We start from the raw sequence: 20,129 nt of genomic DNA, 5'->3' as shown, positions 1-20,129 counted from the left end.
TTAAATTAAGTTAGTTGGGGGTTAAGCGAAACCAGCTGATTTTCGATACTAAATAGTTACTTCAAGAATTTTGTCACGTCTTGAAGTAACTATTTTTTAGTTTCAGCTGCTCTTTGAGAGCTATATGAAAGTTATACATGATTTTTACATAATTCTGGGCTTACTCTTTACATTGTTTCACTAAACTTATCTTTAAAGCAAACGTATTAAACTATAAATTTAAGTGGAGTGATAAATTTTATGAAGCCCCGTGTCCTGATAACTGCCTTAACCTGTTCCGCCATTTTAACGACGACGTTAACCCCGGTGATTGCGGCGACAACGCATGTCGTACCGACGACGCAGCTCACAACTAACCCAGCTGGATTAACCCAGCATCGGGTGATGGACGCTGACTTTTCACAATCATTACCGCGCGACTTGGCTCAGCCCCAACTTGCTTTCTTAACCAGTGGTCAACCTAAGTTAGGTCTCGATGCGACCATGACGGGTCCCGTTGCTCAATTTGATGGACAATCCGGTTTCTTAATGCCATTTACACCAGACCGATATGCGCAATTAGCTAATGGGATGGCAATTGAGGCTTATTTTAAATACGATGGGAGTACGACTGGTGAGCACGATATTTTTTCAAATCAGGAAAGTGGTGGCCTAGGGCTTGGCGTTGAAAACGGCCAAGTGACTTTCTTTGCGCATGTTGGCGGTAGCTACAAAACACCGCAAGCGCCATTTCGTCAAGGTCACTGGGTGCATGCAGTTGGGGTATATGATAAGGCCCAACAAGTGGTCAAGTTGTATCTAGATGGTCAACTGGTTGCCCAAAAGGCAGCACCTGGAGAATTAAAGTTTGCCCAAGGGACGCAAGTGAATAACTTTGTGTTGGGTGGCGACAGTGGGACTAACCAACGGGTCCAAATGCCGATGACCGGCGCAATTAAAACTGCGCGATTATATGATCGCAGTTTATCTGATAGTGAAGTTAGTCAGTTGAATCAAACGGCGCAGACTGATAAAAAAGAAACCGAAGTTGCAACGCAACAAGTGGTTGAATCGAAGCTGGTCGGTGCTAAATCAGTGGTTAATGGGCATACTTATGGCTTGAATGTGCATGCGCGTGCAGCAGTTGCGGGTGATGCGGATGCTGTGACAGTCGATGTGAATTATGATGCAGCCAAGTTTGAATTTGTCGATGCAAATCAAACTTTGGCTGGTGCGCAGACAACGGTCACTAAGCTTGCGCCTGGACAAGTTCGTATCACAACCACTGCGAAATTAGCAACGGATGATTTTCGACAATATGGGGCAACCCGTTTAGCGCATCTTAATTTTAAGGCTAAGGCCAGTGGCACGACAACGATGAAGTTAACCAGTACGGATGCCACAATGAAGTTAAATGCCGATCAACCCATCACGATTCAAGCTAAAGCTAGCCAAGATTATAACGGTGACGGTGTGATTGGGGTCGGTGACGTCGCATTAGCGCCGAAAGACCAACAAGCAGCCGTTGCCAAGCAAAGTGAAATCAAACCATATAAGCATGTCATTGTTTTGACAACGGATGGTGGTGGTAATCCGTGGAATCCACAAGGGATGTACTATGCAAAATCGGATGCTGACCGTCCCGTGTGGACGACTGATCCAACCATTTTAGCCAAACGTAAAAATACGTATACTTTAGATTTATTCAATAAACAATTTGCAATGAGTACTGATGCCCAAGCAGTCGTGCCAACCATTTCAGCTCAAAATTATGTTTCCATGTTACATGGTCGTGCTTGGGGAACGTTACCTAAGGGGTATCAAGCAACTAATTCATCAGCGGGAAAAGAATACTTTGCCGACTTCAATCAACCAGTTGCCCAATTTCCATCAATCTTTAAAGTGTTACAACAACATAATCCGACCCAGGGTTTAGCAGCCTTTGCTGAGTGGCGACCAATCTTAAATGGGATTACGGAACCGGATGCTGCCGTGATGACGCAACCCTCTGAAAAATTAAAATCCTTTGATGATGTTGCTGATTATATTGGTAAACCAGAATTTGCGAATACGTCTTTAGTTTATATGCAAAGTGATTATATGGACGGTCAAGGACATAGTAAAGGCTGGTATAACGATAATTACTGGCAACAGTATGCGCAATATGATGGCTTATTCAAAAAGGTAATGGATAAATTAACTGCCACGGGTCATCAACACGATACCTTAGTAATAGCGAATGCGGATCATGGTGGTGTTGGTCGTAATCATGGTCAAGATGAGACTAATCCAAATCGAAATATTTTCTTAGCTTTAGGCGGTGAAACTATTGATAGTGGTCGACGTCTAAAGGGTGGCAGTAATGCTGATATTAGCCCATTGATTTTAAATGCCTTACAAGTTCCGCAGCCTAGTCAAATGTTGGGCGAAGTTTTTGATAAGTCAGCATTCTTAGACCAAACGGCTTTAGCCAAAAAGAAACGTGCCGTAGAAGCAATCAAGTTAGCGCAAACGACAAAAAAGGTGACCTTAAGTTTAGACCAACAAGGCCAAAAACATGACATTCGAGCGGCTGAAATGCGGATTGATCTGGCGGGTCAAACGGTTGATAAGGTTAAAGTTGCTGCCGGGACGACCATTGTGAGCCAAACGATTGAAAATAATCAGTTGAAGCTAGTTTTAAGCTTTGATCAACAGCCAACGTCGGACATTGCAACCATCAGCTTGATGCCGGCTAAAACGAAGAGCAGTCAACCGATGGCTGTTAAGCAAGCGATGTTAGGAACGGCTAAGGGTGAAGAAATCTTAGTCGACCTAGTAAATAATCCGGTTATAACTGGTGACCAAGACCAAGGTGCTGGCGTAACTAAGCCGGGTGCCGGTAGTTCGTCAAATGCATCTAGTTCAAGTAGTAGTCAAGCATCAAGTAGTTCTTCGAGTGCCGCTAGTTTTAGTGCTGGTCAGGCGTCAAGTGCTTCTAGTTCAAGTAGCAGTCAAGCAGGCAGTTCATCGTACCTAACCAGTTCAAGTAGCAGTTCAGCAGGCAGTTCGTCGCACTCAACTAGTTCAAGTAGCAGTCAAGCAGGCAGTTTGTCGAGCACTTCTAGTTCAAGCAGTAACGGTCAAGTACCAGGCCATTCAGGCGCAGGTGATGGTGGAACCAAATCTAGTGGCAGTAATGGTCAACTTGAAATTCCAGGAGACGATGATAAGAAAATCAATGATAGCTCCGAAAAGTCTAATACCCCGACTAAGTCACATTCGTCAAAAAATAATCATGGTTGGTTACCACAGACTAGTGAACAAGTACAATCAACGTTAGCGATTGTGGGTGGTGCCTTATTAGCAATCAGTCTTGGCTGGTTAGCTTGGTGGCGGCGGCAACATTAAATACTCCATTAATTAGTATTAGTTTTAAGTTAATTTAATTGTAAAAGTGCTAATGAACTGAACTTTTGGTCAGTTCATTAGTGCTTTTTTGCGTTTGATTAATTATAGTGACAATATTTAGTAGCGCCCGGTATTATCAAAATAGCAATCAACAATTAATTGAAATTAATAGACCTGCTGATGCGACGATTGAAATGAATGCGACTCAATCGGCCCAAGTTAACGTTACTGATTAGTGGGCGAGTACCGGAAAAGAGTTGCAGGTCAAAGTATCAGTTAGCGCTGTACGGCAGGATAGTTAGTCGAGCACCCTTGAATGGGGTTTTACCAAAATAATTATCAATAATTAAATCTGTCTAATATAATTATTTACTTATTTGAATTTTAGTGAAATTAATAGGGTTAATCTTAATGCCTTGGTACTGCTATATTCGTATATAAGAATGGCTTTAGATATTGATAATAAAATTAATTAAAATAAGTGTGTTTGTTTGATGATAGTGATATGGTTAGGTATATTGATTATATAAGACGGTGACAAACAACTTGGAGGTGTCTGATCAAAGCACTTTCATCTAAGCTGATATCTTCAGAAGAAAAATGGGTAGAGGGATTGAGCGCCGATGATGAGGAAATTAATGGTAATCGTGCTTAGTATAAGTACTTTAGCGATTTTAAGTTGGCAACCAGCTGTATCCGCTAACACTACAGATAGTCAAGCGACTGTCCAGTTTTATGGGGCCAATAAGGGATCAAGTTCGACGACTACTGATGATAAAATTCAAGTTGAAGATGACGGTGATGCCTCGACTAAGACCCCAAATAAAGCCATCACCAAGCAAGCAACAGTAGCTAAAAAAACAAAAACAACTAAGGTAACGGCCACTCAACCAACTGGAATTCATGGTTGGTTACCGCAAACCGGTGAGCAATTAGGAATTTGGTTGATCATTTTAGGTGTGTTATTGCTACTAGGTTTAGGAACTATCTATAAAAAAAGAAAAAGGGGAACCAACTTATGAAAAAAACACTTTTAGGACTAATGCTTTCAATTTCATTACTTGCCGGCATGGCAGTGACTGCTAATGCCGAAGATAATACCCAAAGCTCAACTGGGGATGTTGCTTTTACAGGTGGCACAATTACGATTGATAATGGTGTTTCGTCTAATTTAAATTTTGGGAGTCATGAGATTGGTGCAGATGACGCCACACCATATACTAATACGAATACTAGTGCCCAAGTTTCGGTTCAAGACCAACGTGGGACGGCAGCTGGTTGGGATTTGTCAGTTGCACAAGACACTCAATTTATTAGCAAGATGACTAATAAGACCTTGACTGGTGCCGAAATTACATTGGTAGGGGCGTTGGACACGACTAATTCTTCAACTGACGCTGACGCTACGGTGAATGCAAAGGTTGCTTTAACTCCTGGTGGGACAACGACGTCATTGATGACAGCCGCAGCTGGTAAAGGTAATGGGACTTCAGTTGCTGATTTAACGAAATCAACCTTAGCCGTGCCTGCTTCAACCGCACGGGTTGCCGAAGCTTATTCAACAACGTTAACTTGGCAATTGAGTGATACGCCTAGCAACAGCTAGAAAGATCAGGATGGAATAGTAGGCACCTTTAGCAATGCCGATTTTCCAACATAAAGGGAGGAAATGGTGTTGACGAAGCGTTTCTATAAAATTAGTTTGGCAGTCATTGTCTTTTTAATGGGTGTCCTAACGGTGACTAAAATTTCGGCGAATACGGTCGGTTTTGAGGTCGCACCAGTGACGTCTAGTGAGCAAGCTGACAAGTCATTATCTTATTTTGACTTGCAACTGGCCCCTAAAAAAACAACGACCTTAGCGGTTAAAGTTAAAAATACGAGTGATAAGGCGATTACGGTGCATACCGCAGTTGCCAAGGCAACGACGAATTTAAATGCAGCGGTGGAATATAAAAGGATTATTGCCGATAAAAGCATTGATTTACCAGCTGATTTTGAGAAATTAGTTACAACTGAGATGACACAAGTTAAGCTTAAAAAGGGTGAAACCAAGGTTGTGACTTTCAAAGTTAAAATGCCGGCAAAAACTTATGATGGCGTTGTGGTTGGTGGATTAACCTTTTTGAAAAAGACAGAAAAGGCCCAGACCAAAAGCGCTATGGCGATTAAAAATCAATATTCTTATACGATTGCGGTCGTTTTACATGGTAAAAAGGACTTAACGAAGAACCGTCTAACTTTGGGTGCAATTAAAGGAAGTCAAAGTAACGGGTATAATCAAATCACGTTGGCTTTGGAAAATCACACGGCGGCGTTTTTGAATCAATTAAAGACGAACGTCAAGATTTATCAACGTGGCGGTAGTAAAGTTGTTTACAAGCAGACTAATGAACATGGTCAAATGGCGCCTAGTTCGATTTATGAACTACCTTTAAAAGTGGGTAAAACGGCGTTGAAACCTGGTAAATATACGGCCAAAGTCAAAGTGACGTCTAAGAAGCAACATTGGCAGTTTGACCGAAACTTTACGATTACGAGTGATCAAGCTAAAAAGTTGAATAAAACAGCAGTGATTGAACATAAAACTAATTGGGTGCTGTGGATTGCAATTGGGTTACTAATTTTAATCCTACTACTCTTGATTGGCTGGTATATTTATCGTAAGCAACGTAAAATTAAGGAACTCGAACGCCAGTTAAAGGAACAAAATAAATCTGAATAAAATTAAAAAATCGTCTATCAGTTAGGATTAACTGATGGACGATTTTTTAATTATGTAAATCCCTTTTTAGAAATATAGTCATAACCCTGTAACGTTAGTATAGCGAAGCAATGTTGCGGCTATGTTGCTAAGTGATAATAGCTGCAACTAAAATTAATCAGTTAACTGCCAAGCAACCAATCTAAAATAAAAATATCTTTTTACTTTTGAAAGCGATATCATTAACTCGTATGGCTCAACTGAGGAGGATGAAAATATGTATCAAGCAGTAGCACAACGGTATCAAACGATGACCTATAATCGGGTTGGCAGTAGTGGGCTAAAGTTATCAGCGATTGGGTTGGGGTTATGGAACAATTTTGGCAGTGTTGATAGCTATGCCAATCAGCAAGCGATTATTCACCAGGCTTTTGATTCAGGAATTACTTATTATGATTTAGCTAATAACTATGGACCGGTCCCGGGCAGTGCCGAAGAAAACTTTGGTCGCATTATGGCGCACGACATGCATGCTTATCGAGATGAATTGGTCATTGCCAGTAAGGCTGGTTATGTGATGTGGCCGGGACCATATGGCAATTGGGGGTCCCGTAAGAGTATTATTGCGAGTGCTGATCAAAGTTTACAGCGAACGGGGTTAGATTATTTCGATATTTTCTACAGCCATCGTGCCGATCCGGCGACCCCAATTGAAGAAACTGCATTGGCGTTAGATCAACTTGTTAAGGCAGGGAAAGCATTGTATATTGGGATTTCAAATTATAGTGGTGCCCAAACTAAAGCAATGGCGACTATTTTCAAATCATTGCGGACCCCTTTTATTATTCAACAACCGCGGTATAACATGTTGAATCGGGGTATTGAAACGGATCTGTTGCCAGTGTTAGCGGCGGAACACAAGGGGGCGGTTAGCTTTAGTTCATTATGCCAAGGCTTACTAACAGATAAGTATTTACACGGTATTCCTGCTGATTCACGGGCAAACAAAGCAACCATTCCGTTTTTACACCCGGCACAAGTCAGCCGGACCATGGCGACTATCAAGCAGTTGAATCATGTCGCGGCCCATCGTAGTCAAAGCCTAGCTCAAATGGCATTGGCATGGAATTTACGGCAACCAACCATTGCCAGCGTCTTAATCGGTGCCAGTCGTCCGGCACAAGTTGTTGATAACGTCGCTGCGCTTGAACAATTGGACTTTACTACGGCTGAATTAGCCACGATTGATCGCATTTTAGCTGCCCAACCAGCGATTGATTGGTCGGCTGAATGAGAACAAGCTAATATCAGATGAAGCGTTGTAAATTGGTTTCAACATAGCCAGGATGGCTGGCGCTTAAATCTGAATAATTAAAAATAAATGAGATTTCCCCTTGACTTCTAATAATCCAGGCGCAATAATAAATATCAGATAGTTTAACGAACTGAAAAGTATTGCAACGATAAGATGAGTAAACTGGTCGTTCATCAATTAGAGAGTTATCATTTGGTGCAAGATAACGTTGAATGACAGTTGAAGATGGTCTTAAATGACGTTTTTAATACTGAGCCTGCGGGTTAAGTATTAACGGGAACTCCCGTTATCGAGTTAGAGTATTTAGACCATTAATTGGCAGTACTTGAAGAGTAATAACTCGTGAGGGTTATTTAAAATAAGGTGGTAACCCGAAAGCGCGCTTTCGTCCTTAATCTAGTGATGGATTAGGATGAAAGGGCGCTTTTTGAGTGCATTGATGACTGATTAGAGGGAGCGAGTAAGATGGCAACAGCAATTATTGAATTAAAAGATATTTCGGTAAGGTTTCAAAATGGTGGGCAGCCTTTATCAGCCGTCAAGGACGTTAATTTGCAGATTAACAAGGGTGATATTTATGGCATTATTGGCTATTCCGGTGCCGGTAAAAGTACCTTGGTACGGGTGATTAACTTGCTACAGCAACCGACCAAGGGAACGGTAATCGTTAATGGTCAGCACCTGCAACAATTATCACCGGTTGCTTTAAGAACGGCCCGAAAGAAAGTCGGAATGATTTTTCAGCATTTTAATCTAATGAAAGCGCGGACGGTGTTAGGCAATGTGGAATATCCCTTACTCAGTCAAAAGCTAAGTAAAACTGATCGGCAAGCGAAGGCCTTCCGCTTATTAAAGCTTGTTGGACTAGCAGATTATGCGCAGACTTATCCGACTAAGCTATCAGGTGGTCAAAAGCAACGAGTCGCGATTGCCCGGGCTTTAGCTAATGATCCCGAAGTTCTGATTTCGGATGAAGCGACCAGTGCGTTAGACCCGAAGACGACTAAGTCGATTCTTTCATTACTGCAACAACTAAACCATGATTTAGGACTAACCATTGTGTTGATTACGCATGAAATGCAAGTCATTAAGCACATCTGTCATCATGTTGCGGTCATGGATGCCGGGAAAATTGTTGAACGGGGCCGAGTGGCGGCAGTCTTTACGGCGCCTCAAGCAGCGTTAACAGTTGATTTTGTGGAAACTTCGACTAATGTTAAAGCGGCGATTGAACGAATTACCAAAACGATTAAGCTGAGTGAGCTAGCCGCCAATCAAGAGTTAATGTATTTTAACTTTATCGGCAATGCGACTAAGCAAGGGATTATTTCGCAATATTCACAAGAATTGCATTTAGATGTCAATATATTGTTTGCAAATATCGATCAAATTGATGGTCAGAATGTGGGAGATATGATTGCGATTATTACTGGTGATTTGGTGGCGTTTAATGCCGCAATTGCCAAGCGGACTAGCGACGGGGTCACGACACGACTCTTAACCGCACAAAATGTGACTGAGGGGGCGACGGCCTAATGGCAGCTTTAATTCCCAATGTCTTACAAATGAAAAGTGAATTTATTCAAGCGACGTTAGAAACATTATACATGACGTTTTTCTCGGCGATTATCGCGGCGGTCCTCGGCTTATTATTAGGTGTTTTATTAGTGGTGACGCAGCCGGGAGGTATTTTAGCCGATCGAACAACGTATGCGATTTTAGATAAATTGACAAACCTACTACGGTCGATTCCATTTATTATTTTATTAGCGGTTATTTCGCCTTTGACCAATTACTTGGTTGGGACCACCGTCGGCACAACCGCATCGCTCGTACCACTGATTTTTGGTATTTTTCCGTTTTATGCGCGTCAGGTTCAAAATGCGTTGTTAGATGTGGACAGTGGCGTCGTCGAAGCCGCCCAATCAATGGGATCAAGCCCGACTGAAATCATTTTTCGGGTTTATTTAAAAGAAGGGTTACCAGATATAATTCGGGTTTCCATTGTCACTGTGATTAGCTTGATTGGGCTCACCACAATGGCGGGCGCAATTGGTGCTGGTGGTTTAGGCGATATTGCCATCAGCATTGGTTATGCACGGTTTGAAAATGATATTACGTTTGTTGCCATGATTATTATTTTAGTGCTGGTATTTGCCGTGCAGATCTTCGGCGACTGGTTAGCTAAAAAAGTGAGTCATAATTAAGTTGAGGTGGATTAAATGAAAAAATTAGTCGGTTGGTTGATTGCCATTATTGTCGTGCTTGGCGGTGGCTGGGGAATTCATCAGATTAGTAGCCATCAAACCACCCAAGCTAGTCATACCGATACAATTGTGGTGGGGTCGCAAGGGTCCGACTATAATATTTGGCAGCATATTGCCAAAACTAAGGATGCAAAACAGCTTGGTTTGAAGATTAAAGTCAAACAAATTACGGATGGTGTTCAGCTGAATAAAGCCACGGCTCAAGGTGACGTGGACGTTAATGCGTTCCAATCATGGTCGTATTATTTAACTTATAATCAACAAAATCCCAAGGCCAAGTTAGCAACGCTGGGGACCACTTACTTAGAACCAATGGGGATCTATTCGAAGAAGTATCAACGGGTTAGTCAGATTCCAGCTGGGGCGACGATTGCGATTGCTAATAATCCATCGCAAGCTGCGCGGGGCTTATTATTATTACAAAAGGCCGGGCTGATTACCTTGAAATCGGACTTTGGCATCCTAGGAACGATTAAAGATATTAAGGCGAATCCTAAACACTTAAAATTCAAACAAATTGACGATACCACGGGCCCGCGGATTATTAAACAAGTGGACGCAGTCTTAATCTCAAATACGGTGGCATTAGAAGGTCATTTACACGTCTTAACGGATTCGATTTATCATGAAAAAGTTGATCAAAGCACGAAGGATAATATTAATATCTTGGCGACAGCAGCAAAGAATAAGCATAAAAAGAGCTATCAAAAATTAATTAAATTATATCAACGGGCTGATATTCAAAAGTACATTAAGCAGACCTATTACGGCACTAAAATTGATGTCAATAAACCAGAATCATACTTTAAATAGGAGGTTACTTCAATGACAAAATTAGCAATTATCACCGGTGCGGGACAAGGGATTGGTGCTGGGATTGCCCAACGACTTGCTCAAGATGGTTATGCGATTGCGGTCGCTGATATTAATCCCAAAACGGGCGCGCAGGTTGCGGCTAAACTACAGGCAACTGGGTATCCTGCAAAGTTTTATCAAGTTGACGTGGCCCAGCGCAGTGAAGTCTTTGACTTAGTTCAGCAAGCAGTTCGAGATTTGGGCGAGTTGGCCGTTTATGTCAATAATGCGGGGGTTGCGTTCATTGACGCTTTCGTTGATTCAGATCCGGCCCAAGTTGAACGATTATTTGATGTTAACTTGAAAGGAACTTATTGGGGGATTCAAGCGGCTGCCGAACAGTTCAAAACACAAGGTCACGGTGGTCGAATCGTGAATGCTGCGTCGTTAGCAAGCGTTGAAGCCTCCGCACTCCAAAGTGCCTATTCGGCCTCTAAGTTCGGTATTCGTGGGTTAACCCAAGCGGCAGCTAAGGAGTTAGCCGTTGATAAAATTACTGTGAATGCTTACAATCCAGGCGTTGTGCGGACACCGATGCGAGATGCAATTGATCGTAAAACGGCAGCAATCAAGCATGTGACGGTCCCAGAACAACAAGCAGCAGTCTTAACCGAAATTGCCCTCGGTCGTGAAGCGGTGCCGGCCGATGTTGCCGAAGTGGTCGCATGGTTTGCGTCGCCCGCTGCCGGTTATATTACAGGGCAATCATTGCTAGTCGACGGCGGCATGCGTTTTCACTAGGCATGAGCAAGTCAGTCACCTTAACTTTAATCAGTTAGGGTGATTTTTTTGTTGACCGGCAACCGTTGATTAAGCGTTAGCCAGAACGACTAAACCAAATTCATAAATAAGTTCTGTTATGATAGTAATATATTGTGACAGGTAATTATAAATTCGGAGGCAAACAGATGACTTTTGCAGATTGGTTTAATTTTAGTGGGCGCGTTAAACAGGATTTAACGTTAGTAAAGACGGTTGATGGTCAGGTCATCACTAAAAAAGTTCGGGGATCATTTAACTGGTGGGCGTTTTTGTTCACTTGGTTTTATGCCTTGTTTAGCATGCGGTATCGGACGCAATTCTTCTTGGTCAAAGCGCTGGTCCCATTTTTGGCGTTAATGACAATCAACATGCTGGCAGAAGTGTTAGTTGCGACCGGACTCCAACTCGTCATTAATTTATTAGGCGGTATTTGGTATGGCTATATGTTCGATACTTGGTTCAAAAACCAGTTAATCGTGAATGGTTACCAGGTTCAAGATGAGTCACAAGCTACTTAAAAGCGGACTCGCCAAAAAAGTTAATGAAAGTGCTTGACTTGAAACCCGTTCGATAACTTATAGTGGGGTTGAATCAAAAAGCAGTTCAGGCCAACTAGCAGCTGGTGGCCACCGGCTAGTTAGGACTAACTTATTGGAGGGTTTTATTATGATGAAATTATTTCAGCGAAAACACCAAATTAAATTAGTAGCGCCCGTGAATGGGATGTATGTTGATTTACGTCAAGCTGGTGAAACTAAGGTTCAAAGTGGGTTTGCGATTGAACCCATGGAAGGTGAGATTCATGCGCCCTTAGCGGGGACTGTTACGCAACTCACGAAACAGTCCATTACTTTGTCAGCTGACTTTGGCTGCGAATACGTGGTCCAATTAGGTCAACCAGTGGCCGATTTAGATGACCAACTCTTCGATTGGCACGTTGCGGTGGGCGACCAACTTAGTGTGAATGAGTCGTTAGCAATGCTTGATGTTAATGCCATTCACGCTGCGGATGCCTCGGCGATTGTTAGCTGTGGTTTAAGTAACCAAGCGGCGGATGATGTGGAAGTTGAAAAAACCGGACTCGTCTCACAAGGCGATCAATTAGCGACATTGAAAGTTCGTGGTTAACCGGTCTTAAAATTGAATTGTACAGTAAAGCCCCGGCATGCCGGGGCTTTACTGTACAACGATCTATAGTGATCCACCTAAAGATGCACGTGAAGGAATGATTGATGAATTTAGAACGGAAAAATTTAACTTTTGAGTTCTAATTCTTCATGCGATACATGATCGACAATAGCTTCGTCAGTGATATATCTTGCCTGCAAATCTAAGGCCATTGCTTGATCTAATAATACTTTTCCATATACAGTTTGACTACTAGTTAGTCGATGATACATCGGAAAATTACGCTCGGTACTGCTAATTGGAGCCACAATCGTCATGTTACTTGTCTGACAGACTAAATCATTACTTAGAGCAATGGCCGGCCGCTTATTCATCTGTTCATGACCACGGCTTGGAATAAATAATGAGCTAACCTGTCGCCAGCCCCCCTAGTATGCGTTGTCCGTATACTAGCATGATTATCTAGTAATTTTCAACTGATGGTTTTGCGGTTATAGTAGTCTTATTCAAACGATGAAAGGTTGGACGAGTAAAGATGACAAAAATACCAATGATCACATTAAATAATGGGGTTGAAATGCCGCAACTCGGTTTCGGGGTTTTCCAAGTGCCAGATTTAGACCAATGCGAGGCAGCCGTGACAGCAGCTTTACAAGCAGGGTATCGCTTAATTGATACTGCGACAGCGTACCAAAATGAAACGGCCGTGGGACAAGCCATTAAAAAGAGTGGCATTGCCCGTGATGAACTCTTTATCACGTCAAAGCTGTGGGTTTCTGAATTCACCTATGAACGTGCGAAGCAAGGGATTGACGACTCACTCAAACGATTGGGATTAGATTATTTAGACTTATACTTATTGCACCAACCCTATGGTGATACGATGGGGGCTTGGCGGGCTTTAGAAGAAGCCTACCATGCGGGTAAAATTCGGGCGATCGGGGTCTCCAACTTTTATGCCGATCAGTTGCAGAATCTAATGTTAACGATGACGGTTAAGCCGGTTATCAACCAAATTGAAGTGAATCCGTGGTATCAACAGCCGACAGAGGTTCAATTTGCTCAACAGTCAGAGGTGCGGGTTGAAGCGTGGGCACCCTTTGCGGAAGGTAAGAATGGTATTTTTACGAATCCGACGATTACAGCAATTGCGCAGGCTCATGGCAAAACGACCGGCCAAGTTATCTTGCGTTGGTTATTACAACGTGGGATTACAGTGATTCCTAAATCGGTGCATCCGGCGCGGATGGTTGAGAATATGGCGGTCTTTGATTTTGACTTGAGTCCAGCTGAAATGCAAACCATGGCAACCTTAGATCAAAGCGTCAGTCAATTCTTCGACCACCGAGACCCTGTAACGATTGAACAAATCTTCGGATCTAGCTTAAAACAATTACATTAAGGTACGAGTCTTAAATCATATCAATATCTCAACTTAGCTAAAATAAAGCCGTCACTTCAATTGGGGTGACGGCTTTATTTAGCGATAGCTAGCAAATTTGTTTCTAAAAACCGTTAGTGCTGGACGGATAGGATTGTTCAGTAAAAAATAATTTTGGCAATTCCCCCTAGTTCAGGGTGTAGAATGGATTTTAGGAAAGTAGATAGTGAGGGGATTGAAGACGAGTGAAAGGCAAACAAATGCTGGGATTAGTTAGTGGTAGTGTGCTGGTAGTGGCACTGATAATTTTTGTGAGTGTGGGGCATGCGACCAAAAGTAAAACGACTAAATCACAGCCAGTGACTACTCGGGCCGTGCGACAATATAATCAGTGGTGTGCGGCTTATTTGAGTGGTAGTAATAAACAACAATTTGTGAAAACTAATGACAGTAAAGGCGCCCTAAAAACGGTATCTGAAGCCCAAGGTTATGGCATGTTAGCCACCATCTTAGCGGCACAACAGGGGGCCCGGAATCAAGCGACGTTTAATCGTTTATATCATTATTATCAGGCGCATCAAATTTCGGCTAAAAATCCATTGATGATGTGGGAACAGCAACAACGAAATGGGCAGATGAACAGCGTTAGCACGGAACAGAATAGTGCGACGGATGGCGACTTGGATATCGCCTATGCCTTGATTTTGGCGGATAAAAAATGGGGTAGTACGGCTAAAAACAATTATCGTCAGGCAGCTAACCAGTTATTAGCTGCCATTCAAGCGCATGAGATGAATCCTACGACTTATTTACCACGGTTGGGCAGCTGGGCGACCGGAACGGATAGCGCTAATTTAGTGCGAACTTCGGACTTAATGACGACACATTTTAAGTTATTTGCGACGTTTACTAAAGCCACTTTCTGGCAACATGCCGCTACCAACAGTCAACGGGCCATTGCTAAGTTGAGTGCACGGACGACGACCGGACTTTTCCCAGATATGATTACGATCAGTGGCGCCAACCTAACCATGACGGCAGTCACGAGCAATCATGCGGAAGATAACCAATATGCCTACAACGCATGCCGCGTGCCATGGCGACTGGCGGCCACGTATGCGACGGATCATGATGCAATCAGTAAGCAGGCCCTGCAAAAAATGTTAACTTTTTTTGCTAATCAGTCACAAATAAAAGCGGTCTATCAGTTAGATGGAACGGTTGTGGGGAATTATCAAAGTGTGGCCTTTAAGGCACCGATTGCGTATGCCGCCCAGGTGATGAGGAACGCAACGTTGACGAAAAAGATTGGCGCCACCCTGACAAACAAGATTAATAGTAATGATTATTACGCCACGACATTACAAGTGCTGACCAGTTTAGCCGCCGATGAATAGGCGTAAAGTATTGGGGGCAAAAGGTGCTGCGATTTGTCACAAAGGTCAAGGCACAAAAACTCGGCAGTCACTTTCAAGAAGTGACCGCCGAGTTTATATTAATGGTCGCCAACACACTGACTTTTGCCCCATCAGTACACTAAAGCTTTAACTTAAATTGCCGCAATAACGTCTGCCGTTGTTGTGGTGTTTTTTGCGTGAGTTGGGCGAAGTTATACCATTTGAAATGCCAAAGTCGAGTTTTTAGAAACGTGCCACGAAATAATAGCTTGGCAAGTGGTGCTCCAAACAATAACCGGTAAGCCCAGTTGGGCGTGCTCATGGTAGTTATAATATCAATCTGAGGTTGCTTGACTAAAGTCGTCTGCATGGTTTTTGCGTTATACAAGATTGTTTTGGCGTAGACTTTATCTAAGAAGCCTTTCGTCATTGCTGGCATGACTTCCCACCAGACCGGAAACATGAAAATAAGTCGATCAGCGTCTGCTAGGCGCCGTTGGTAATCGGCACACTGAGCGTCAATCGGCACGCCTTGTCGCCAATGGGCAAGGTCGGTCGCTGACATAACGGGGTTAAAACTATCGGCATGCAAATCAATTAAGTCAACATCTTGTCCCGCAGTCGTTAGTTGTTGCCGGACTTGTTGCAGTAAAGCGGCCAAAAAAGCGCGGTGGTGGGGTTGGTTATTGCTAGCGGTTGCGGTATAAGGATGATCGAAAATAATGACAGTTTTCATAAAAAATAACCTCTTTCAAGTTTAAGTTGTGACTTAGTCTAAACTCAAATGAAGTTATCCGCCTTAACAATTGTTAATTAGCGTAGTCGTTTTTGAATCCGACTAAAAGAGACCGGCGTCATTCCTAGGTAAGAGGCGATATAATGGTGTGGCACGCGCGCTAAAATCTCCGGTTCATTAGCCATTAAATCAATGACCCGCTGTTCAGGATTATTTTGAATCCGCGATAAAAAATAAGTCATGTAAGTCATAAAACGGGCACTAATCTGATGAGTCATCGTCTGTTGGAGTGCCGGGTATTTTTCGACGAGCTGGTTAAAGTGAGGGTACGATAATTTCGTAAGCTGAGTTGGCGCTAAAGTTTCTAACGAGAACTGACTCGGGGTTTGTTCAGTTAGACTTTGAAAAGAAGCGACGATTTGATTCTCAAAGAAGAACTGTACCGTAATATCACGGCCATCATCATTGTGCCAAAGTCGGACGGCCCCTGCATCGACAAAGTAAATGTTATGAGCGATATCGCCTTCACGTAACAAGGTTGTTTTTTCAGGAACTGTCATGGCAGTGAAAAGCGGCGCAATTTCAGCCCAATGTTGGTTGAAAACAGGAATTTGAGTTTTAAAATAAGCGTCCATTCGTTGTGACCTCGGTAATCTTTGATTTAAGCCTTAGGTTATTATACCGAACAAGTGTCAAGTTGACCTAGTTAGTGACTGGACGGTTATCGGTTACTTTGGCGACTTAACTTTTGACGATGTCACCGGTGAAAGTTACAATTAATGGCACTAATAGTTATTTAAGGAGTGGAAGCGATGCAAGCAGTTGTAATTAATCAATACGGTGATGCTGACGAGTTGACGATGACTGAATTACCGATGCCAACGATGGCGGCCGATGAAGTATTGGTTGAACTTAAGGCAACTTCAATTAACCCGATTGATTGGAAGGCCCGTTTAGGTTTAATGCAGGGCATGATGCACTGGGACTTTCCCATTGTTTTAGGTTGGGATTTATCCGGCGTGATTACCGCCGTCGGAACTGATGTGACTGGCTTTAAAGTGGGTGACGAAGTTTTTGCTCGGCCCGATACTTATCAAGACGGGACGCGGGGCACGTATGCTGAATTTGCGGCCGTTAAAGCAGATAAACTAGCTTTAAAGCCAGCGGCGATTGATTGGCAGACGGCGGCGGCAATCCCATTAGCTGGCCTGACTGCTTATCAAGTCGTTAAAGATCGGTTACACGTGCAAGCTGGTGATAAGGTGTTGATTCAAGCCGGGGCCGGTGGTGTTGGGCTATTTGCGATTCAAATTGCAAAAGCCTTAGGCGCCTATGTTGCCACGACCGCTAGTGCGGCTCAGCGGCCGTTACTCGAGCGGTTGGGTGCTGACGAAGTTATTGACTATCATGAACATAATATTACAGCGGTCTTGCATGATTATGATGCCGTTTTTGACACTGTTAGTGCAGTTGATGATGGCTTAGCAATTCTTAAACCACAGGGGCGCCTGGTGACGATTGATGCGCAGCTCACTGAACAACAGCAAGCTGCCAGCCAAGATGTTTCAACGTGGTGGCTCCAAACTAATGGGAAACAGTTAGCTGAACTTGGTGCGATGGTGGTGGCGGGAACGGTCCAAGTTGTGATTGACCGGGTCTTACCATTTACCCAAGCGGGATTACGAACGGCTCATCAATTAAGTGAAAGTCATCATAGTCACGGAAAAATTGTGATTTCGATGGCAAAATAAGTATTCCAAACACCGCCTATCCGGCCTTTTTTAGCGGGGTAGGCGGTTAATTCAATTATTTAGTTAGTTTTTATTGTCAAAAACTAACTAAAGTGCTAACATAATTATCATTCAACTTAACGAGGAGGATTTTTAAAATGGCAGATATGAGTCGAACGTTATTTGAAAGTTTTGGCAAGCTCATGCAAAATCGTCTATTTTTTATGGCAGTCATGCATCAACGAGACTTTATGCATCACGGTGGTCCCCATCATGGTAGTGGCCGCGGGCAGATGCGGTTATTACAGATTTTAGCGCAAAGCCCCGCGGGGTTAACGAATGCTGAAATTTCAGAAGTGTTAGATATTCGACCTAGTTCAGTGAGTGCAACCATTAAGCGGTTAGCGGCAGCAGAATTGGTTGAACGGGTCCCTAGCACTTCAGATAAGCGAGTTGTCATTGTCCGTTTAAGTGAACGTGGGCAACGATTATTTGATCAGCGCGCGACGCAATTCGATGATTTAGCTGACCAGTTATTTGGGGATTTAACAGCGAGTGAGCAGGCTGAATTGCAACGATTGTTAATGAAGCTGAACCATCGTGCTGAAGATGTGAGTTTGACTGATTTCATGCCCCATGGTCGTGGCGACTGGCCGCAACAGCCGGGTGGTTGGAATCGGCATTGGTTTAATTAAGATAAAGTGGAGGCACACGCATGGATCGTCGTATGACCGCCCCGAGCACGGGTAAAAAGCGTTCGGCTGGCAAATTTAATTTTCGTGGGTTTTTAAGTTTAATTCGGCAAACTAAGCCAAAATATTGGCAATTGTGGCTGGGATTAGGATTAGGGTTGTTGGCGACCGGTGCGCAATTAGCCGTGCCAAAGTTAGCACAACAGCTGATCAATGGTTTTGGGCATGCCCTCAATCAGCCGTTAATGGTCGGGGTCATTGTCTTATTTGTCTTGAGTGCGGTAGTGAGTGCTGTTTCAGGGGCCTTACTGGGTGTTTTTGGTGAAAATGTCGTGGCTAATTTACGGTCAACGTTATGGCAGAAACTGGTACGGCTAAAGGTCAGTTATTTTGATAATGTCAAAACAGGTGAGATGACCTCACGATTGGTGAATGATTCGACACAGATTAAAGACCTGTTGGCGAATTCTTTTCCACAAATGGTGACGTCACTCCTACAATTGGTCGGGGCGCTAGCAATTATGGCGTTCATGGATTGGAAGATGACGGCAATTATGGTCGTGGCGGTGCCATTAGTTATGTTAGTCATGTTGCCAATCATGCAACAGACGAATAAAGTGGGCTGGCAACGGCAAGAAGCTTTAGCTAAGTTTAGCGGTGAAACGGATGAAACGTTAAGTGAAATTCGGTTGGTTAAATCATCGAACGCAGAAATTTATGAAACCCAAACGGGATTAACGCAGATTCAAAAGTTATACCGCATTGGCCTGAAAGAGGCCATTTATGATTCAATTGCGGGTCCTGTGATGACTGCTAGTATGTTAGCCTTATTCGTAGGTGTTTTGGTGTATGCGGCGGCACGGGTCGCAAGCGGGACAATGTCGATGGGGACATTGGTGTCATTCTTGATGTATCTTTTCCAAATCATCGGCCCGGCTGGTACGTTAGCCCGTTTCTTTATGGATCTGTCAAAAGCCAATGGTTCGACGGCCCGAGTGCGGGACTTATTGAATGAACCAGAAGAAGCGTTGGTGACCGGCCCAGTCCAATCAGTCACTGACCAGACGTTAGCGATGACTCACGTGGACTTTGCGTATGAGGATGGGCAACCAATCTTACACGACGTCAACTTTGAAGCAAAACCGAATACCGTTGTCGCATTTGCCGGACCTTCGGGTGGTGGTAAATCCACGATTTTTGGTTTGTTGGAACGCTACTATCAACCGCAAAGTGGTCAAGTGACGATTGGTGGGCAAGATGTTTCAGGCTTAAACTTAAGCGATTGGCGCTCACAAATTGGCTACGTTAGTCAAGATTCAGCGATTATGGCCGGCACGATTCGACATAACTTAACGTATGGGTTTGAAAAAGACTTTACGGATGATGAGTTATGGCGGGTCTTGCAATTAGCTTTTGCGGATCAATTCGTTAAAGCGATGCCGGCTGGCTTAGATACTGAAGTTGGTGAACGGGGCGTTAAAGTGAGTGGCGGTCAACGGCAACGGTTAGCAATTGCTCGGGCGTTCTTACGTGATCCGAAGATTCTGATGCTGGATGAAGCTACCGCTAGCTTGGATTCTGAATCTGAAGCCATGGTGCAAAAAGCATTAGGTGAATTGATGAAGGGGCGGACAACTTTAATTATTGCCCATCGGTTGAGCACAATTGTGGATGCTGATGCAATTTACTTTATTGAACAAGGCCATGTTAGTGGGCATGGGACGCATCAAGAATTGATGACAAGCTTACCGTTATATCGTGATTATGTGAAGATTCAGTTTAAAGAATAATAA

The 20,129-nt window shown here is 43.4% G+C and carries 20 protein-coding genes; 17 read left to right on the top strand and 3 right to left on the bottom strand.

Annotation, left to right across the window (positions count from 1 at the left end):
- Positions 1-240 precede the first annotated feature (240 nt).
- The 12 genes from C5Z26_RS06620 to C5Z26_RS06570 all read left to right on the top strand — a co-directional run bounded on the left by C5Z26_RS06620 (position 241) and on the right by C5Z26_RS06570 (position 12,400).
- Positions 241-3,369 carry a LamG-like jellyroll fold domain-containing protein gene (locus C5Z26_RS06620; RefSeq protein WP_105449187.1) on the top strand — a complete coding sequence of 1,043 codons (3,129 nt, stop codon included), beginning with the start codon at positions 241-243 and terminating at the stop codon, positions 3,367-3,369.
- A gap of 107 nt (positions 3,370-3,476) precedes the next feature.
- On the top strand, positions 3,477-3,605 hold the full coding sequence (locus C5Z26_RS12725; RefSeq protein WP_255414929.1) for a hypothetical protein: 129 nt from the start codon (positions 3,477-3,479) through the stop codon (positions 3,603-3,605).
- A 387-nt stretch (positions 3,606-3,992) separates the two neighbouring features.
- A complete protein-coding gene (locus C5Z26_RS06615; protein WP_105449186.1) occupies positions 3,993-4,391 on the top strand; it encodes an EF2685/EF0750 family sortase-dependent surface protein in 399 nt (132 codons plus the stop codon).
- Positions 4,388-4,975: a WxL domain-containing protein gene (locus C5Z26_RS06610; RefSeq protein WP_105449185.1), complete on the top strand. Its 588-nt coding sequence runs from the start codon at positions 4,388-4,390 to the stop codon at positions 4,973-4,975. The genes C5Z26_RS06615 and C5Z26_RS06610 overlap by 4 nt, the downstream gene beginning before the upstream one ends.
- A 63-nt stretch (positions 4,976-5,038) precedes the next feature.
- Positions 5,039-6,094 (top strand): WxLIP family cell surface protein, encoded by a 1,056-nt coding sequence (locus tag C5Z26_RS06605; protein ID WP_105449184.1) that lies wholly within the window; start codon positions 5,039-5,041, stop codon positions 6,092-6,094.
- A gap of 256 nt (positions 6,095-6,350) precedes the next feature.
- On the top strand, positions 6,351-7,367 hold the full coding sequence (locus C5Z26_RS06600; RefSeq protein WP_105449183.1) for an aldo/keto reductase: 1,017 nt from the start codon (positions 6,351-6,353) through the stop codon (positions 7,365-7,367).
- A gap of 486 nt (positions 7,368-7,853) precedes the next feature.
- A complete protein-coding gene (locus C5Z26_RS06595) occupies positions 7,854-8,924 on the top strand; it encodes a methionine ABC transporter ATP-binding protein (RefSeq protein WP_105449182.1) in 1,071 nt (356 codons plus the stop codon).
- Entirely contained in the window at positions 8,924-9,595 is a 672-nt protein-coding gene (locus C5Z26_RS06590; RefSeq protein WP_105449181.1) for a methionine ABC transporter permease, read from the top strand. Before C5Z26_RS06595 ends, C5Z26_RS06590 begins: the two co-directional genes overlap by 1 nt.
- A gap of 15 nt (positions 9,596-9,610) precedes the next feature.
- Positions 9,611-10,468 carry a MetQ/NlpA family ABC transporter substrate-binding protein gene (locus C5Z26_RS06585; RefSeq protein WP_105449180.1) on the top strand — a complete coding sequence of 286 codons (858 nt, stop codon included), beginning with the start codon at positions 9,611-9,613 and terminating at the stop codon, positions 10,466-10,468.
- 12 nt (positions 10,469-10,480) lie between these two features.
- Positions 10,481-11,251, top strand: a complete 771-nt coding sequence (locus C5Z26_RS06580; protein WP_105449179.1) for an acetoin reductase — start codon at positions 10,481-10,483, stop codon at positions 11,249-11,251.
- 167 nt (positions 11,252-11,418) lie between these two features.
- Positions 11,419-11,790 carry a hypothetical protein gene (locus C5Z26_RS06575; protein WP_105449178.1) on the top strand — a complete coding sequence of 124 codons (372 nt, stop codon included), beginning with the start codon at positions 11,419-11,421 and terminating at the stop codon, positions 11,788-11,790.
- Between the two features lie 148 nt (positions 11,791-11,938).
- Complete coding sequence (locus C5Z26_RS06570; protein WP_105449177.1) at positions 11,939-12,400, top strand: PTS glucose transporter subunit IIA; 462 nt, start codon at positions 11,939-11,941, stop codon at positions 12,398-12,400.
- Positions 12,401-12,525: 125 nt separating this feature from the next.
- Here C5Z26_RS06570 and C5Z26_RS06565 read toward each other — a convergent pair whose 3' ends face one another.
- Positions 12,526-12,798 carry a type II toxin-antitoxin system PemK/MazF family toxin gene (locus C5Z26_RS06565; protein ID WP_105449176.1) on the bottom strand — a complete coding sequence of 91 codons (273 nt, stop codon included), beginning with the start codon at positions 12,796-12,798 and terminating at the stop codon, positions 12,526-12,528.
- A gap of 137 nt (positions 12,799-12,935) precedes the next feature.
- Between C5Z26_RS06565 and C5Z26_RS06560 the strand changes: the two genes are divergently transcribed.
- On the top strand, positions 12,936-13,802 hold the full coding sequence (locus C5Z26_RS06560; protein ID WP_199774957.1) for an aldo/keto reductase: 867 nt from the start codon (positions 12,936-12,938) through the stop codon (positions 13,800-13,802).
- Positions 13,803-14,026: 224 nt separating this feature from the next.
- Positions 14,027-15,178 (top strand): family 8 glycosyl hydrolase, encoded by a 1,152-nt coding sequence (locus C5Z26_RS06555; protein WP_234005645.1) that lies wholly within the window; start codon positions 14,027-14,029, stop codon positions 15,176-15,178.
- A 139-nt stretch (positions 15,179-15,317) separates the two neighbouring features.
- Here the strand turns inward: C5Z26_RS06555 and C5Z26_RS06550 are convergent, their stop codons facing one another.
- Positions 15,318-15,914, bottom strand: a complete 597-nt coding sequence (locus C5Z26_RS06550) for an NAD(P)H-dependent oxidoreductase (RefSeq protein WP_105449175.1) — start codon at positions 15,912-15,914, stop codon at positions 15,318-15,320.
- Between the two features lie 77 nt (positions 15,915-15,991).
- The gene (locus tag C5Z26_RS06545; protein WP_105449174.1) at positions 15,992-16,549 is read right to left on the bottom strand and encodes a Crp/Fnr family transcriptional regulator; all 558 of its coding nucleotides are present in this window, start codon (positions 16,547-16,549) and stop codon (positions 15,992-15,994) included.
- Positions 16,550-16,726: 177 nt separating this feature from the next.
- Between C5Z26_RS06545 and C5Z26_RS06540 the strand changes: the two genes are divergently transcribed.
- From C5Z26_RS06540 to C5Z26_RS06530, 3 genes are all read left to right on the top strand, one after another.
- Positions 16,727-17,665, top strand: coding sequence for an NADP-dependent oxidoreductase (locus C5Z26_RS06540; RefSeq protein ID WP_105449173.1), 939 nt, complete (start codon positions 16,727-16,729; stop codon positions 17,663-17,665).
- A 137-nt stretch (positions 17,666-17,802) separates the two neighbouring features.
- Positions 17,803-18,339 carry a MarR family winged helix-turn-helix transcriptional regulator gene (locus tag C5Z26_RS06535; protein WP_105449172.1) on the top strand — a complete coding sequence of 179 codons (537 nt, stop codon included), beginning with the start codon at positions 17,803-17,805 and terminating at the stop codon, positions 18,337-18,339.
- Between the two features lie 20 nt (positions 18,340-18,359).
- Positions 18,360-20,126 (top strand): ABC transporter ATP-binding protein, encoded by a 1,767-nt coding sequence (locus tag C5Z26_RS06530; RefSeq protein WP_105449171.1) that lies wholly within the window; start codon positions 18,360-18,362, stop codon positions 20,124-20,126.
- Positions 20,127-20,129 lie beyond the last annotated feature (3 nt).

This window comes from Lactobacillus sp. CBA3606, assembly GCF_002970935.1.
GTDB lineage: Bacteria > Bacillota > Bacilli > Lactobacillales > Lactobacillaceae > Lactiplantibacillus.
The sequence above is the reverse complement of the archived record's forward strand: the minus strand, read 5'-3'. Positions and strand labels throughout refer to the sequence as shown.